The sequence below is a fragment of the Novosphingobium sp. HNCC26DJ243 genome (assembly GCF_057180545.1).
The window spans coordinates 58996-74794 of the sequence record NZ_JBXUGN010000006.1 but is presented as its reverse complement, the minus strand read 5'-3'; the positions used below and the strand labels follow the sequence as shown (position 1 = coordinate 74794).

Annotated in this window: 16 protein-coding genes and 1 tRNA gene; 8 read left to right on the top strand and 9 right to left on the bottom strand. The window is 63.7% G+C overall.

Features of this window, described 5'->3' with window-relative positions; translation table 11 throughout:
• Positions 1-13: 13 nt before the first annotated feature.
• From AC2A04_RS15520 to trhO, 6 genes are all read left to right on the top strand, one after another.
• Positions 14-505, top strand: coding sequence for a hypothetical protein (locus AC2A04_RS15520; protein WP_484213266.1), 492 nt, complete (start codon positions 14-16; stop codon positions 503-505).
• On the top strand, positions 502-1251 hold the full coding sequence (locus AC2A04_RS15515) for a fimbrial biogenesis chaperone (protein ID WP_484213265.1): 750 nt from the start codon (positions 502-504) through the stop codon (positions 1249-1251). The genes AC2A04_RS15520 and AC2A04_RS15515 overlap by 4 nt, the downstream gene beginning before the upstream one ends.
• Before the next feature lie 44 nt (positions 1252-1295).
• Positions 1296-3785: a fimbria/pilus outer membrane usher protein gene (locus AC2A04_RS15510; RefSeq protein WP_484213264.1), complete on the top strand. Its 2490-nt coding sequence runs from the start codon at positions 1296-1298 to the stop codon at positions 3783-3785.
• The gene (locus AC2A04_RS15505; RefSeq protein WP_484213263.1) at positions 3782-4696 is read left to right on the top strand and encodes a hypothetical protein; all 915 of its coding nucleotides are present in this window, start codon (positions 3782-3784) and stop codon (positions 4694-4696) included. The genes AC2A04_RS15510 and AC2A04_RS15505 overlap by 4 nt, the downstream gene beginning before the upstream one ends.
• 98 nt (positions 4697-4794) lie before the next feature.
• On the top strand, positions 4795-5022 hold the full coding sequence (locus tag AC2A04_RS15500; RefSeq protein ID WP_484213262.1) for a hypothetical protein: 228 nt from the start codon (positions 4795-4797) through the stop codon (positions 5020-5022).
• 46 nt (positions 5023-5068) lie between these two features.
• On the top strand, positions 5069-6037 hold the full coding sequence (trhO, locus tag AC2A04_RS15495; protein ID WP_484213261.1) for an oxygen-dependent tRNA uridine(34) hydroxylase TrhO: 969 nt from the start codon (positions 5069-5071) through the stop codon (positions 6035-6037).
• On the opposite strand, the gene AC2A04_RS15490 is transcribed toward trhO, so the two are convergent.
• From AC2A04_RS15490 to AC2A04_RS15480, 3 genes are all read right to left on the bottom strand, one after another.
• Positions 6034-6201, bottom strand: coding sequence for a hypothetical protein (locus AC2A04_RS15490; RefSeq protein WP_484213260.1), 168 nt, complete (start codon positions 6199-6201; stop codon positions 6034-6036). The genes trhO and AC2A04_RS15490 overlap by 4 nt on opposite strands.
• A 5-nt stretch (positions 6202-6206) precedes the next feature.
• Positions 6207-7229: a ribosome small subunit-dependent GTPase A gene (gene rsgA, locus AC2A04_RS15485; RefSeq protein WP_484213259.1), complete on the bottom strand. Its 1023-nt coding sequence runs from the start codon at positions 7227-7229 to the stop codon at positions 6207-6209.
• Between the two features lie 81 nt (positions 7230-7310).
• Positions 7311-7384, bottom strand: a tRNA-Gly gene (locus AC2A04_RS15480).
• A gap of 142 nt (positions 7385-7526) precedes the next feature.
• On the opposite strand from AC2A04_RS15480, the gene AC2A04_RS15475 reads away from it, so the two are divergent.
• Both AC2A04_RS15475 and AC2A04_RS15470 read left to right on the top strand, forming a co-directional pair.
• Positions 7527-7814, top strand: coding sequence for a DUF2218 domain-containing protein (locus AC2A04_RS15475; RefSeq protein WP_484213258.1), 288 nt, complete (start codon positions 7527-7529; stop codon positions 7812-7814).
• Between the two features lie 98 nt (positions 7815-7912).
• A complete protein-coding gene (locus AC2A04_RS15470) occupies positions 7913-10033 on the top strand; it encodes an acetate--CoA ligase family protein (protein ID WP_484213257.1) in 2121 nt (706 codons plus the stop codon).
• Positions 10034-10090: 57 nt separating this feature from the next.
• Here the strand turns inward: AC2A04_RS15470 and AC2A04_RS15465 are convergent, their stop codons facing one another.
• The 6 genes from AC2A04_RS15465 to lgt form a co-directional block, all read right to left on the bottom strand.
• A complete protein-coding gene (locus AC2A04_RS15465) occupies positions 10091-10627 on the bottom strand; it encodes an adenine phosphoribosyltransferase (RefSeq protein WP_484213256.1) in 537 nt (178 codons plus the stop codon).
• A gap of 79 nt (positions 10628-10706) precedes the next feature.
• Entirely contained in the window at positions 10707-11522 is an 816-nt protein-coding gene (locus AC2A04_RS15460; protein ID WP_484213255.1) for a cytochrome c1, read from the bottom strand.
• 31 nt (positions 11523-11553) lie between these two features.
• The gene (locus tag AC2A04_RS15455; protein ID WP_484213254.1) at positions 11554-12843 is read right to left on the bottom strand and encodes a cytochrome b; all 1290 of its coding nucleotides are present in this window, start codon (positions 12841-12843) and stop codon (positions 11554-11556) included.
• An 11-nt stretch (positions 12844-12854) separates the two neighbouring features.
• On the bottom strand, positions 12855-13418 hold the full coding sequence (gene petA, locus AC2A04_RS15450) for a ubiquinol-cytochrome c reductase iron-sulfur subunit (RefSeq protein ID WP_484213253.1): 564 nt from the start codon (positions 13416-13418) through the stop codon (positions 12855-12857).
• Positions 13419-13685: 267 nt separating this feature from the next.
• Positions 13686-14729 (bottom strand): class I SAM-dependent methyltransferase, encoded by a 1044-nt coding sequence (locus AC2A04_RS15445; protein ID WP_484213252.1) that lies wholly within the window; start codon positions 14727-14729, stop codon positions 13686-13688.
• Entirely contained in the window at positions 14726-15637 is a 912-nt protein-coding gene (gene lgt / locus AC2A04_RS15440; protein WP_484213421.1) for a prolipoprotein diacylglyceryl transferase, read from the bottom strand. The genes AC2A04_RS15445 and lgt overlap by 4 nt, the downstream gene beginning before the upstream one ends.
• Positions 15638-15799: the final 162 nt, after the last annotated feature.

Here is a 15799-nt window from a genome sequence, read left to right as displayed (position 1 = left end):
CCGCCGCATCCCCATGATCCGTCCTCTCATCCTTTCATTGGCAGCCGCGCTTGCCAATCCCGCGTCTGCGCAAACGCTTGCGCGCGAGGGCCAGAGCGCGCTCATCATCCAGATCCGCGCCGATCAGCCGCGGAACTGTCGGATCACGCCAGGACAGGCGTCCGCGCTCGATCCGCTTTCGCGCGGTTGGCAGAGGATTTCGCTGCCCAGCGTTGCCTGCAACTATTCCGGACGACCTGCAGTGCGCTTCTGGAGCCAGAACAGCGGGGTGCTCGTGCCTGAAGGTGCGCTCGCACTCAACCTGCCCGTCGGCCTCGCCTATGAATTGCGTGTGGGCGGCAGGGTGATCGGTCGACCCGGCTCGGCAGGCAATCCGCTGGTTTCCAATTTGCCGGATACAGATCCTTTGCAACCGCGCAGCACCGAGGTTGCCATCCGGTTTCTCGGGCCAACGCCGGCCCCCGGCACCTTTGCCGATACGATTTACATGGAGGTTACCCCATGACGCTCGACCATGCGCTTGTCATGATATTGCAGAAGGCCAAGTCCTGCCTGCGCACGATGACAGTGGTCACCGCCTGTCTTGGTCTCGTCATGCCCATTGGCCCGGCAAGTGCCTACCAGGTTGCCCCGATGATCTATGACCTGAAGCCTTCCGGCGCAGGGGCTGCGACGATCATCCGCGTGCGCAATGACGGAGACAAGCCCCTGACGATCGAACTGGAGGTCGAAAAGCGCGCATTCGATGAAAACGCGGTCGAAAGCCGAACCCCAGCCGACGATGATTTCGTGATCTTTCCGCTTCAGGCAGTGGTTCAGCCCGGTAAAGTGCAGGCGGTGCGCGTGCAGTATATCGGGAAGCCGGATATCGCGCAGTCGCAGACATATCTGGTCACCGTGAAGCAGGTGCCCGTTGCCTTGCCCGACCAAAAGCAGTCGGGAGTGCAAATGGTTTTCAATTTCTCGACGATGGCAAGTGTCACGCCGGAGGGGGCGAAGGCGAATGTGGAACTCGTTTCGTCGGTGCGCGATGCGAAGGGCCTTGAACTGCGTTTGCGCAACACCGGTACCCGCTATGCCAACCTCGTCTCGTCGAAAGTAACCGTAGGGGGCAAGGCGATTGCTGATGACAGTTGGCGCGGCGCATTGCGCACCGTCTGGCTGTTCCCCGGACAGGATCGGATTGTCCGCATTGCGGACGCTCCGACCGACGGCGATGTCGCTTTTGAATTTGTCGAGACGATGTCGTGAGCGGCTGCTGATCGCAAAGAGAGCCCGGGAAAACGTAGATCCGCATGTCCCATGCCTTGATCCCTGCGAAGGCAGACTTGCGCGCGCTGCTTATGGCAAGTGCGGCGTCTGCGGCGTTCTTCGGGGCAACGCCTGTGGACGCGCAGCCAGAAGATCCGCTTTCGGCGCAGTCGCCCGCAACTCGCCTCACGATTCCGCTGATCTACGAGGGCGTCTACCGCGGTGACGTGCCGGTTGCGATCGAGGGTGACCGCGTAGCCGTCTGGACCGGCCAGTTCCTGAGCCTGCTGGGATCGCAAGTTTCGCCCGAACTGCGCGAAGTCGTGACAAGTTCGGCAACCTCGCCGGTTTCGATCGACATCACGGTGCTCAATCGGCTGGGCATCGACGTGAAGTTCGACAGCGAGACGCTGGAACTCCACGTATCGGTGCCGCTGGACGCACAAGGCCGGATGGCGCTTTCAGCCACTGAAGGGCAGGGCTGGGACGAACGGGACTTCGTGGCCTCGTCCGGCTTTGCCGCCAGCGCCACGCTGCTCGTCTCGCAGCGGCACGTCTGGCAATCGCCTTCCGAGCCCAATGGTTTCAAGCCCGTGCAGGTCAGCGCTGACCTTGCTGCCAACATTGGCGGCGCATCGGGCGTGTTCGTTTTCAGCCAGCACACCTTTGACGGCGCCACGCACAAGTTCAGGCGCGGCAACAGCCAACTGATCTTCGACCTTGCCGATCAGGCCGTTCGGACCACGATCGGCGACGTCGCGCCGCAACCGGTGGGCTTTCAGACCGCGCCATTGATCGGCGGGATCAGCGTGCAGCGCGCTTGGAACGAACTTCAGCCGCTGCGCAATATCCGTCCCTCGGGCCAGACCAGCTTCGTGCTTGACCGCCCGTCGACGATTGACGTCGTGGTCAACGGCGCGGTGGTGCGCTCGCTGCAGTTGCAGCCGGGCAAGTACGACCTGAACGACCTGCCGTTCCTCAATGGGCTGAATCAGGTCGAGCTTTATGTGCAGGACGAACAGGGCAGGCGCCTGCTTACCTCGTTCTCGCAGTTCTACACTGCGCAATTGCTGGCCAGGGGTCTGCTCGACTTCAACCTGACGGGCGGCCTGATCGAGGATCTGTCGGGAGCCGGAGCACGATACCGCAAATCATCGCCCGGTGTCAGCGGCTGGATGCGCTACGGGGTGACCAACAAGCTGACTTTGGGCACCAACTTCCAGGTCGGCAAGGACATGGCAATGGGTGGCGTCGAAGGCGTGGTCGCGACCGGCCTCGGCTCGTTTTCCGGCCTCGTCAGCGTCAGTCGTGCCAAGGGCCGAAGCGGCCGGGCATTACTGCTCGGCTACGAGAGCCAGTTCGGCGACATTGGTCCTCTGCACCAGCTTCGCCTCAACGTCGATTGGCGCGCAACCAGCCGCGATTTCGCGCAGCTCGATCAGCTCTTTGCCAACCCGGTAAAGTCGCAGCTCCAGGCGCGGGCCACCGCAAACCTGTCAGGCGGTTTCAGCGGTGGCATCAGTTATATCCGTTCGAACGGGCGCGGAGGCGAACCGGATCGCAGGCAGGCCTCCGTGCAGGTGCGCAAGAGCTGGGGGCGGTTCGATCTGACCGGAAGCTACGACCGTATCGACATCAGCAATGCCAGGCGCGACGACCGGGTCCTGCTGACGGCGACGATGCGGCTTGGCCGATCGCAGGACCTTCGCACCAGCTTTGACAGCCGTGGCAATACCGTGCGCGCCGAATATGCACGCTTTGCGCGCGACGAGGTTGGCACAATCGGCATTCGCGCCGGAGTCGAGCGCAGCGACGGAAACGAAAACGCGACCGGGCAGGCAATCTTCAACGGCAACGATTTCAGGCTCGGCGTCGATCACCGCATCTTCCACTCGGCCGGGCCGGGCGGCGGCACGAGCCAGGAAACGCAGTACACGGTTGCGACCCAGATCGCGACGGCCGGAGGCGCGGTTGCCTACGGGCGCCCCGTCGGTCCGCGGTTTGCGATCGTTGCCCCGCACCGCACGTTGCGTGGTTCGAAGCTGAGCGTCAGCGATGGCGCGGTGCGCGATCATCCGCAGGCACAGGCGAAGGTCGGACGCCCCGCGCTCGTCGGGTTGGGTTCGCCCTACGTCCCCAGCCGGATCAAGGTCGATGTCGACCGCTTGCCGGCAGGATACGATATCGGTCCGGGCGAATACCAGATGAAGCCGGCGCCGGTTTCCGGCTTCGCGGTGACGGTCGGGTCCGATGCCTCGCGGGTCATCATGGGCGTGGCGCTCGACGCCAGCGGCCAGCCGCTGGCGCAGCTTGGCGGCACGCTGGTCTCGCTCGACCGACCGAACGATCCGCCGATCCTGATATTCACCAACCGCAATGGCCGCTTTGTCGCAACGGGTCTTACGCCGGGTCGATACGAACTTCGCATCGGTGACGATGGCGCGTGGCGGATACCGGTGGTCGTGCCCAAGGACGGTGAAACCACGATTGCGTTGGGGCAGTTGCAGCTCCGACCCGGGAAGGCTTCTCGATGATAGGACGTCTCACGCGCGCGTTCGGGATCCTGACGGCGCTTGTCGCCGGTCTGGTCTTCGCGGCACAGGCTCAGGCGGCATGCAGCGGCGCGCTTACGGCAGGGACAGCGCCGTCGGTGAGTTACGATCCCTTCTCCGGGGATGCCATCGTGACAGCGACGGTCAATGCAACGAAGACGAACAGTTCCTGCGCGCCCGCGCTCGTCATTACCGGTTCCGGTACATCGCCCAATCGCGTCGTGACCTCGTCCGGTTCCACGCTGGCCTATACGGTGAGCAATCCTGCCGGAACGATCTATCAGAACAACACCTCGTCGCAGAATATTACCGTTCCAAACAACAATCAGGCGGCCTCGCAGACGCTGACATTCAAGGTCGCAGCCTCGCAAGTGGTCAACGCGGGGACCTATACCGATACGCTGACGATCAAGCTGGTCGACTCATCCGCAGGGAATGCCCAGCTCACGGCCATAAGCGGGCAGGTCACCTCACTTACTATGGCCGTCACCGTGACCGTGCCGAGCAAGTCGCAGGTAAACATTGCCGGAAGCTCGGGCACATTCGGTACATTCACGATCACGACGCTCGATTTCGGCGAACTTGCGCAGAACGCGGTACGCAGCGCGTTCGTGCAGGTCCGCTCGACGGCGTCGGTCCAGATCACCGTAACCAGCGCGAACTCGGGAGCCCTCAAGCGCGTGGGAACGACCTACCAATCGACCGTTGCCTACAACCTGTCGCTCAACAGCACGGCGCTGGTGCTTTCGACCGGACCGAAGTCTATCACCGTCAATCCGCCGCGCACGATCGACGGAACAAGCCTGCCGCTGTCGATAACGCTTACCGGTGCGACGGCCGGTCTTCCGGCCGGGACGTATCAGGACGTCCTCACGGTCGACGTGGTGCCGTGACTTCGGTTCGGCACTAAGCATTTGCCCCAAGGGTGAGCCTAAGCCGCTGCCTACCATAGGGAACGTATCTCTGCCTCCGTTATACGGCGGAGTGTTCGATGCGGCTTGTCCCGGTCCTGATGTCCAGCCTGACGCTCGTACCCGATCAGGCCATGGCGGATACCATTGCCATCGTCGTGCGCGTCGAAGTGCCGGTGGTGTGTCAGTCTGGCGCGGCCCGGCAGCCGGCATGCAACGTAAGGACCTTTCCCGCTTCGACTGACGTGGTGATGCCTGGAACCGCGAAGACGATTGGCCCGGTCATCGTGCGCTCGATTGCACCCTAGACCTGTAGCATCTGGAACTTTTCGCGGCCCACGTTAAGGGCGACGGATGGATAATCTTCATCGTCAGGCGACAGGTCCGGTGACCGTAGCAGCGCTTTATCGGTTCGTCCGGGTCGCTGATTGCGCAGCCCTGCGCGACGCGCTCGAGGCGCTGTGCCGCGAACATGGGGTGCGCGGGACGCTGCTGGTGGCGCGCGAGGGGATCAACGGTACGATCGCCGGATCGGCCGATGGGATCGACGCGGTCATCTCATTCTTGCGCGCCCAGCCCGACTGCGCCGATCTTGACGTAAAGTTCTCAAGCGCTTCGGCCATGCCGTTCCACCGCATGAAGGTGCGAATCAAGCGCGAAATCGTGACTATGGGGCAGCCCGACATCGACCCGCGCGTAAGCGTCGGCACCTATGTCAGCGCCCAAGACTGGAATGCGCTGATCGCCGATCCCGCCACGATCGTGATCGACACGCGCAACGACTACGAAGTGGCAGCGGGCACGTTCGAGCGGGCGATCGATCCGGGCACGGCAAGTTTCCGCGACTTTCCGGCATGGTTCCGCAGTGAGCGCGAACGGCTCCTCGGTGACGGCCGGGCACCGAAAGTCGCGATGTTCTGCACCGGCGGTATCCGCTGCGAGAAGTCCACTGCCTTTCTCAAGCAGGAGGGCGTGGACGAGGTCTATCACCTCAAGGGCGGCATCCTCAAATATCTCGAGGAGGTCCCTGAAGATGAGAGCCTGTGGCGCGGGGAGTGCTTCGTCTTCGATCAGCGCGTGACCGTTGGCCATGGCCTTGCCGAAGGCACGCACACGTTGTGCCACGCCTGCCGCCGCCCGGTCAGCGTAAAGGGACGTCAGTCACCGCTTTACGAGGACGGGGTAAGTTGCGCTGACTGCCACGGCGAGCGCACCGACCAGCAGCGCGCATCGGCGCGTGAGCGACACCGGCAGGAAGCGATCGCCGCCGCGCGCGGAGTGGCCCATGTCGGGGCAGTCCTGCCCGAGAGGACGGGCGACTAAGACGGCTTTGCCGCCGCCTTCTTCGCCTTGTGTTCGGCAAGAAGTTGATCGAGTTCATCGATCCGCTGGCGTTCAGGCGTACCCTTGGGCAATCCCTTGAGGCGGCAGGCGGCCCACAGGCTCTTGCGTTCGGCTTCGAGGGCCTTGAGGTAAAGGTCAGCCATGCGTGTCAGGTCCTTTTGCCGGGCTTGGGGCTGCGATTGCGCCTTTGCGCAAGGGCGCCGGTATTGGTTTCTTCCTCATCGCTCAGCTTGCGCCAGCGAGCGAGTCGATCGGCTTCGAGGGTTCCGAGCGCAACCGCAGCGCGGATGGCGCAGCCAGGCTCGGCTTCATGCGTGCAGTTGCTGAAGCGGCATTCGAGTACAAGCTGCGCGATATCGTCGAATACTTCGGCAATCCCGGTGGCGACCTCGGCCAGCTGGAATTCGCGCATGCCAGGCGTGTCCACGAGCCAGCCACCCTGATCGAGCCGGTGCATCTGCCTGACGGTGGTGGTGTGGCGACCTTTGCCATCCTGTTCGCGAACCGGCTGCGTCTCGATACTGTCCGAACCGCGCATCGTATTGACCAGCGTGGATTTGCCCACTCCCGATGACCCGAGCAGGGCAACGGTTTCGCCCGGCTTGCAGCAGGCAGCAAGGCGGGCGACATGGGCCGGATCGCGCGCATTGACGGGTTCGACCTGCAGGCCGGGCTGCAGGGCTTTTGCCGCCGCGATGAAGCCGTCAAGATCGTCGGTCAGGTCGATCTTGGTCAGGACCATGACCGGGCGAACCCCGACCTCGCGGCAAAGCACGAGGTAGCGCTCCAGCCGGGGGACGCTGAAATCCTGGTTGCACGATGTGACGATGAACAGTGTGTCGACATTGGCGGCAATAAGCTGCAGCCGACGGTCGTCGCCGGGGGCGGGGCGCTTGAACAGGTTGATCCGGGCAAGCACGCGCTGGGGGATCAGCGTGTCGCGATCGACCAGCACCCAGTCGCCTACAGTCGGGCGGTCTTCCTCGCCCGCAGAATGCGGCATGCGCGATGATATCTGGCCTTCAAGTCCCTCGCCCACCACGGCAATCTCGCCTCTATGGACCGCCATGACCCGGGCCGGCAGGCAGGCGCGCGCTTCTTCGGGCAGCACTTGTCCTGCGAAGAAGGGAGTCCAGCCGAGTTCGGCAAGGGAGGGCATGGGCGATTGCATCGTGGCTGGGGTGGCTCCATTGGGGCGCAAGCGCCGAGCGCTGCCCGGAACAGGGCCAGAAAGCAAGCCATCGATGGAAGTTGGAGCGGGTAGCGGGAATCGAACCCGCCTAGCTAGCTTGGAAGGCTAGTGCATTACCACTATGCTATACCCGCATGAGGCCGCGACCGACCTTGCGAGTGGGCGCTTGCCATGCGGGGCGGCGGTTCGTCAACCATGGATGCAACAGGCGGGATTGACTTTTCGCCTTAAAGATATATCTTGGATATAACAAAACTGACGGAAAGAGTGAAATTCATGCCCGCAAGCCGTGCCATTGTCCCAACTGCCAGCGCCAGTCGCTACCTGCAGCAATTATGCAAGCACTGGGGCCACAAGTTCGAGGTGACCTTCGATCCGCAGGAAGGGCGCGTTGCCCTGCCGTTCGGGCCTGTGGCGCTCAAGGCATCCGAAACCGCACTGGAAGTGACCTGCACGATCGAGCGCGAGGGAGACCTTGCGCGGATGCAGCAGGTCGTTGCCGATCATCTCAACCGCTTCGCGCATCGCGAAGGCGAACTGGCGTTCGACTGGCAGCCGCTCTGATGCCGGTACGTTAGCGAACGTCACAAGGGGCAAGCACGCGGCCACTTGTCGTCCTTCCGATAATTGTTATAGCGCATAGCGAAATCGGAGGATGCACAATGGCCGTTGAAGCGAGTCTGTCCCACGCTGCGCTCGATCGTTTCCTGCGCCCGAAATCGGTTGCCGTGGTCGGTGCGTCGGACAAGCCCGGCGCACTCGGCGCGACGATCCTGACCAACCTGGATCGCAACGGCTATGCTGGCGCGATCTACCCGGTGAACCCGAAGCGCGAAGAGATCATGGGTAAGCGCTGCTACCCGTCGGTCGATGCGCTGCCCGAAGGCGTTGACGTTGCCGTTCTGGCAATCCCGCGCGTGGGCGTGCTGGATGCGGTGAAGGGTCTTGCTGCGCGCAAGTGCGGGGGCGTGGTGATTTTTTCGGCAGGTTTTGCCGAAGGGGGCGATGAGGGGCTGGCCGAGCAGCGCGAGATCGCGCGTATCGCGCATGAGGCGGGAATGGTCGTCGAAGGGCCCAATTGCCTTGGCCTTGTCAACTATGTCGACCGCATTCCGCTGACCTTCGTCGAGACCAACGCGGTGCCGCCTTCGGGCAAGCGCGCCATCGGCATCGTCTCGCAATCGGGCGCTATGGCAGCCGTGCTGGGCACGATGCTTCTCGCGCGCGATGCGGGCGTCTCCTACTCGGTGTCGACCGGCAACGAAGCGGCAAGCGGCGTCGAAGACTATGTCGACTGGCTGGTCGATCAGGATGACACTCATGTTATCGCGATGATCGTCGAGCAGTTCCGCAAGCCCCAGGCATTCCTTGCAACCGCGCGTCGGGCCAGGGCTGCGGGAAAGCACGTGGTGCTGCTGCATCCCGGCAAGTCAAGCGCTGCGCGCGAATCGGCGGCGACTCATACCGGCGCAATGGCGGGCGACTACAAGCTGATGCGCGCGATGGTAGCGCGCGCCGGGGTGATCTTCGCCGAAACGCTGGAAGAGCTGGGCGACATTGCCGAGATCGCGGTGCGCTGTGCCGCGCTGCCGTCGGGCAAGACGGCCGTGCTGGGCGAATCGGGTGCGTTCAAGGCGTTGACGCTGGACTTCGCCGAAGAACTCGACTTGCCGCTGGCCGACCTGCACGACGAAGATTCGCCGCTGCTCCGCGCTGCCCTGCCACCATTCGTGCCCGTTTCGAACCCGCTCGACATCACTGCGCAAGGGCTTTCGGAGCCGGCGATTTACACGCGTTGCATCGAAGCTCTGCTGGCGGATGATCGTGTCGGCACCGTGCTGGCCGGCGTTATCCAGGCAGAGGCGATCACCTGCGCGATCAAGTTCCCCGCGATCCTGGCTGCGGTTGAGGGCAAGAACCTGACCAAGCCCGTGATCTTTGCTGGCCTTGACGAGGGCGCGCAGGTTCCCGCCGAGCGCGTGGCCGCTCTCCGCGCTGCGGGTGTGCCGTGGTTCCCGACGACCGAGCGCGCGCTGCGCGCGATTGCGCGGCTGACGCATTGGGCGGCGCAGGACCTAGGCTCGAACGATCTTCCGGCAACGCCTCTCGCGGGTCTGGATATGGTCTCCGGCGTCATACCGGAATATCGCTCGAAGGACCTGCTCGGGCCGATCGGCGTGCCGTTCCCCAAGGGTGGTTTTGCCGCCAGCGCCGATGCGGCGGTCGCTGCCGCCGATGCGGTGGGCTATCCGGTGGCGATGAAAGCACAGGCGGCGGCTCTCGGGCACAAGAGCGATGCGGGCGGTGTCATCCTCAACCTGGCCGATGGCGCAGCCGTGCGCGAGGCATGGGAGCGTATTCACGCCAATGTTGCGGCCTATTCGTCGGCGATCGCGCTCGATGGCGTGCTGATCGAGGCGATGGGCAAGCGCGGCATGGAGATGATCGTCGGCGCGAAGAACGATCCCGAATGGGGGCCGGTCGTGCTGGCAGGGTTCGGCGGCATCACAGCCGAGATCCTGCAGGACGTGCGGCTACTGACGGCTGACCTGACCGAAGACGCGGTGATCGCCGAACTGATGAAGTTGAAGAGCGCCGCGCTGCTCTCGGGCTATCGCGGGTCGTCTGCGCTCGACGTGCCTGCGCTGGCGAAGCTGATCGTCAAGGTCGGGCAGGTCCTGCGCGCCGAACCCTCGATCCGCGAGATCGACCTCAACCCGGTGATCCTGCACCCGGTGGGTGAAGGTGTGGTGGCTCTCGACGCGTTGATGCTGGTGGAGTGAAGGCTCAATCGTCAGGCAGATAAACAGGGGCGGTCCGCAGGGGCCGCCCTTTTTCGTTCAATGCCCTTGGAATTCCATCAGTGCTTCCACGTTGAGGCCCGCTTCGCGCAGGCGGGTGGCGCCGGCGAGTTCAGGAAGGTCGATCACGAACATTGCGTGGGTGACGCTGGCGCCTGCCATGCGCAGGAGCTGCGCTGCGGCAAGGGCCGTGCCGCCGGTGGCGATGAGATCGTCGACGATCACTACGCGCTGTCCCGGTGTGATGGCGGTGGGATCGATCTCCAGCCGGTCGGTGCCGTATTCGAGCGCGTAGTCCACCCCGATGGTCGGGACTGGCAGCTTGCCGGGCTTGCGGATGGGGACAAAGCCCAGGCCCATGCGCGCAGCGAGCGCGGCGCCGAAGATGAAGCCGCGTGCTTCCATGCCGGCGAGTGCTTCGGCCCCGGCGTCGCGGGCCATGGTGGTGAGATGGTCGATGGTGGCAGAAAGGCCGGGGCCGTGCGCGATCAGCGTGGTGATGTCGCGGAAGAGGATGCCGGGGGCGGGGAAGTCCGGCACCGTGCGGACGAGGGCTTTGATCTGATCGGGTGTCATGCGCCCGCGATGCTATCGCCGGATACGAAAAAGGCCACCGTTTCCGGTGGCCTTTGTTCGTTTCGCAGGAGCAGAGAACTCAGTGCTTGTCAGCCCAGACGTTCTTCTTGGCGAGGTAGGCAAGGACCGTGGCGACCAGAAGGAAGCCGAGGACGGCCCAGCCGGTCTGCTTGCGTTTGTCCAGCTTCGGTTCGGCAGTCCATGTCAGGAAAGCCGAGACGTCTTGCGCCATCTGGTCGACCGTCGCCTTGGTGCCGTCCGAATAGGTCACCTGGCCTTCGGTGGTCAGTGGTGCCGGCATCGCGAGGTTGAGGTTCGCGAAGTACGGATTGTAGTGCAGACCGTCCGGGGTCTTCGCATCCGGGAACTGCTTGAGCAGTTCGGCGGGCTGTTCGGCATAGCCGGTCAGCAGCGAATAGACGTAAGCCGGACCATCGTGGCGGGCCTTCGTCATCAGCGACAGGTCTGGCGGCACGCCCTGGCCTGCGTAATAGACGGTCGGGATGCGATCCGAGGGGATGTTGTCACGCTCGCCACGGTCACCGGTGACCGGGTTGAACGTGGCTGCCTTGGTAGGCCAGCCCTTGGCGATCGCCTTCACTTCGGCTTCGGAATAACCGAGCGCCGCCAGATCGCGGAAGGCGATAAGCTTGAGCGAGTGGCAGGTGGCGCAGACTTCCTTGTAGACCTGGAAGCCGCGCTGGAGCTGCTGCTTGTCGAAACGGCCAAATGCGCCGTTGCTGGCAAGCTCAAGCTCCTTGGGGTGCTTGTGGAACAGGCTTTCCGCAGTTGCGGGAGCGGGCTCCGTGATCGCGGTGTAGGCGCCGTTGCCGAACGACCAGAGCAGTGCGACCGCGAAGAAGAGGCCGACCAGGGGGCCAAAAAGACGGACCATAGGGTTCTCTTTCTCTAACGCTTCGGCTGGCTCAGGCAGCAGCGGGGTTGGCGTTGAGCACGGCGCTCTCATCCTTGCCGAGAACGGCTTCGGTGATCGAGAACGGCAGCGGGGCCGGCTTCTCGATCGACGAGACGATCGGGAGAATGACGAGGAAGTGCAGGAAATAGTACATCGAGGCGATCTGCGAGATCATCACGAAGGGTTCCGCTGCCGGAGCGCCGCCGCAGTAGCCGAGCACGAGAATGTCGAGCACCAGCACGTAGAAGAACTTGCGGAACAGCGGACGGTAGTGGCCCGAGCGCACCGGCGAGGTGTCCAGCCAGGGCAGGAAGAACCACACCAGGATCGCCGAGAACATCGCAAGGACGCCCATCAGCTTGGCCGGGATGAAGAAGAAGTCCGACGTGAAGGCGCGCAGGATCGCGTAGAACGGCCAGAAGTACCATTCGGGAACGATGTGCGCAGGCGTCGAGAGCGGGTTTGCCGGGATGTAGTTGTCCGGGTGACCCAGCGCGTTCGGCATGAAGAACAGGAATGCGCAGTAGATCAGCAGGAATACGCCCAGGCCGAAGCCGTCCTTTGCCGTGTAGTACGGGTGGAACGGAACGGTGTCGCTCTCGGTCTTCACTTCAACGCCGGTCGGGTTCGACGAGCCGGGGATGTGCAGCGCCCAGATGTGCAGGATGATGACACCGGCAATCACGAAGGGCAGCAGGAAGTGCAGGCTGAAGAAGCGGTTCAGCGCGGCGTTGTCGGGCGCGAAGCCACCGAGCAGCCACTGCTGGAGCGGTTCGCCGATCAGCGGGATCGCGCCGAACAGGCCGGTGATGACCTTGGCGCCCCAGAACGACATCTGGCCCCAGGGAAGCACGTAGCCCATGAACGCGGTCGCCATCATCAGCAGGAAGATGACAACGCCGAGCAGCCAGATCATCTCGCGCGGGGCCTTGTACGACGAGTAGAAGAAGCCGCGGAAGATGTGCAGGTAGACGACGACGAAGAATGCCGAGGCACCGTTGGCGTGCGCGTAGCGCAGCATCCAGCCCCAGTTCACGTCGCGCATGATGTGTTCGACCGAGTCGAACGCAACGCCCGAGTTCGCGGCATAGTGCATCGCAAGGATGACGCCGGTTACGATCTGGAGAACCAGGCAGAAGCCGGCGAGAACGCCGAAGTTCCACATGTAGTTCAGGTTGCGGGGGACCGGGTAACCGGCGCCGACCGCGTTGTATACGAAGCGGGGCAGCGGCAGCTTTTCGTCAAGCCACTGCGTCAGGCCGTTGCCTGGCTTGTATTCGTTCGCCCAGGGAAAGCTCATGAGTCCTGTCCTCAGCCGATCTTCACGACAGTGTCGGAAGAGAATTCATAGGTAGGCACTTCAAGGTTCTTCGGTGCCGGGCCCTTGCGGATGCGCGCTGCGGTATCATAGGACGAACCGTGGCAGGGGCAGAAGTAGCCGCCGAACTCACCCTTGACCTCGCCTTCACCGGCACCGAGCGGCACGCAGCCGAGGTGGGTGCAGACGCCCATCGTGATGAGCCAGTTGGTCTTGCCTTCCTTGGTGCGCTCTTCCAGCGACTGCGGATCGCGCAGCGAGGAAACATCGACCTTCTCGGCCTCGGCGATTTCAGCCGGGGTGAGGTTGCGGATGAACACCGGCTGCTTGCGGAACACGGCCTTGATCGCCTGTCCCGGCTGGATCGCCGAGATGTCGATCTCGGTCGAGCTTTCTGCCAGAACGTCCGCCGAGGGCGCCATCTGACTTACCAGCGGGAGAATGACGGCAGCGCCGCCTACACCCGCAAAACTCACCGCCGCGATATTGATGAAATCGCGTCGGCGCACGCCCTCTCCGGTTACTTCCGGAGTGTCGATGCTCGCCTCATCAGCCATTGAAATTCCCTGCCTGCTGCCGCCGCGCGCGCGGATCGCACGCGGTCCAACTTGCCCCTTTGATACGGCCTGGAAAACCCCGGATGGGAATGCCCGAGCCGCACGGGAGCCGGGCACGCGCAAATGCGCTCTGCCAGCCCCCACTTGGCGCGCCTGATAGACGCAAAGCTACGGCTTTGCCAACAGGCATTTTGGTATGGGAAACACGGCGGATTCGCGCCGCTTTTGGCAGCATTTGCCACCCTGCGCGCCGATTGGGGAGATTCGCTAGAATCCAGCCGCTTCGGGCCACGCGGGTGCTGCAAGGCCCATGACCTTGAACAGCACGCCCATCTGGCCCTCCCCCGTCAACCGCTCGCGCGCGGCATGGATTGCGCCGGCATGGGCCGGAGCGAATTCGGCCAGAGCCTGCGCGCGCGCCTCGATGCCGAGAGCGCGCAGCCAGCGACCCTGTTCGACCGTTCCGAGCCAGCGCAGTCCACGCGACTGGGCGATCGGTGCCAGCACCGAAAAATCGACGTGGGCAGTAAGATCCGCCTCGCCCGGACTGGCAAAGACATCGACCTTGCGGTGTTCGCGCACGGCCTGAAGCGTCGAGCCGAAGCGTGGCTCGGCGCTGCCGTAATCGAAGAACAGGGCCGCGCCGCCTTGCGTCGCGAGTCGTCCGGCGACTTCGTAAAGCACGGCGGCAGAGGCGGGCGAGGTTTCGAGAATCGTGCCTTCCGGTGCCTCGCGCAGCGCTGGAGGAACAGCGTTATCCATCGGTTGCGAGCCTGCGATCGGCACCAGGCGTCCGTCGTCGAGCCCGACCATGCGTTCGCGCCAGCCGCCGCCCATCCGCACCAGTTGCCTGACCGGCAGGGCATCGAGAAATTCATTGGCGACGATGAGCAGCGGGCCATCGGTCGGCAGCGTCGAGAGATCTGCATGCCACTGTGCCTGCGGATGCAACTCGAGCTGGAGCGCCTTGAGCGCAGTGCTGGTTTCGACGAAATGGATCTTCGGAATGAGCCCGTAACGGCGCGCAGCGCCAAGCGCATCGCGGGCAAGCGTGCCGCGGCCCGGCCCCAGTTCGACGTAGTGGACCGGCTCCGGGCGGCCTGCGCGGATCCACATGTCGGCCATCCACAGGCCGATCAGTTCGCCGAACATCTGGCTGATTTCAGGCGCGGTTATGAAATCGCCGGCAACGCCGAAGGGATCGCGGCTGGAATAATAACGCGCGTTGGATTCGGCCATGTAGTGCGCGATGCTGATCGGTCCGGTGTTGGCGATCAGCCGCGCGAAGATCTCAAGCAGGGGTGCGCTCACGCGGGGATGGGTCCTGCGCCGGCACCGGCGGCAGAGAGCGGCTTGCGCACCAGAGCGCGAATCAGAAAGAACAGGCCGACGGCCATCATCGGGATCGTCAGCCACTGCCCCATCGACAGGCCGGTGCGCATGGCAAAGTCCTGAAGCTGGGCATCGGGTTCGCGGAAGTATTCGACGGTGAAGCGCGCCAGTGCATATCCGAATGTGAAGGTGCCCACGAGCAGGCCGGGACGCCAGCGTGCCTTGGTCTTCCAGAACAGGATAAGCAGGACAATTGCGAGCAGCAGGCCCTCGAGCGCCGCCTCGTAGAGCTGGCTGGGGTGGCGTGCGAGCGGGCCGCCGCCGGGGAAGACCATCGCCCAGGGCACGTCGCGGCCAGCTTCGCGGCCCCACAGCTCACCGTTCATGAAATTGGCGAGGCGTCCGAACAGCAGGCCGAACGGCACGCAGACCGCGATGTAATCGCACAGGCGCACGAAATTCAGCTTGCCGCGCCAGGCGACCCAGGCGATCGCGAGGACCGTGCCGACAAGGCCGCCGTGGAAGCTCATCCCGCCTTCCCAAAGCTTCAGAAGGTTCTGCGGGTGGGTGAGCAACTCGGGCGCGTAGAATATCGCATAGCCCAGGCGTCCGCCCAGAATGATGCCGAGCGTGGCGTAGAAGAAGAGGTCGTCGGCGTGGCGCTGGGCCATGGGCGAGCCGGGCTGGCGGATCATTTTCGAAAGGTGCCAGTAGCCCAGGATAATGCCTGCGAGATAGGCCAGCGAATACCATTTCAGCGCAAAGAAACCGAGGTCGAGCGCTATCGGGGAAACGCCGAGGTCTTCCCAGCGAATCGGCCCGGTAACCGCCGCAGAAGCCACGCTTGCGGCAGCGGACGCTACGGCAAGCGGCGTCGCTGTTGACAGTAGTGACAGCAAGTGGCGAACTCCCTACAAACTTCTGAATGGACCCGTTTCCGTGCTGCAAATCGCGCCCTTTGAGGTAGCGTATTGGCACAGGGCGAAGGCCACAGGCAAACCCGAAAAGGCACACGCACGATGCGCCAGCGGGCCGGGAGACTGAAAGGA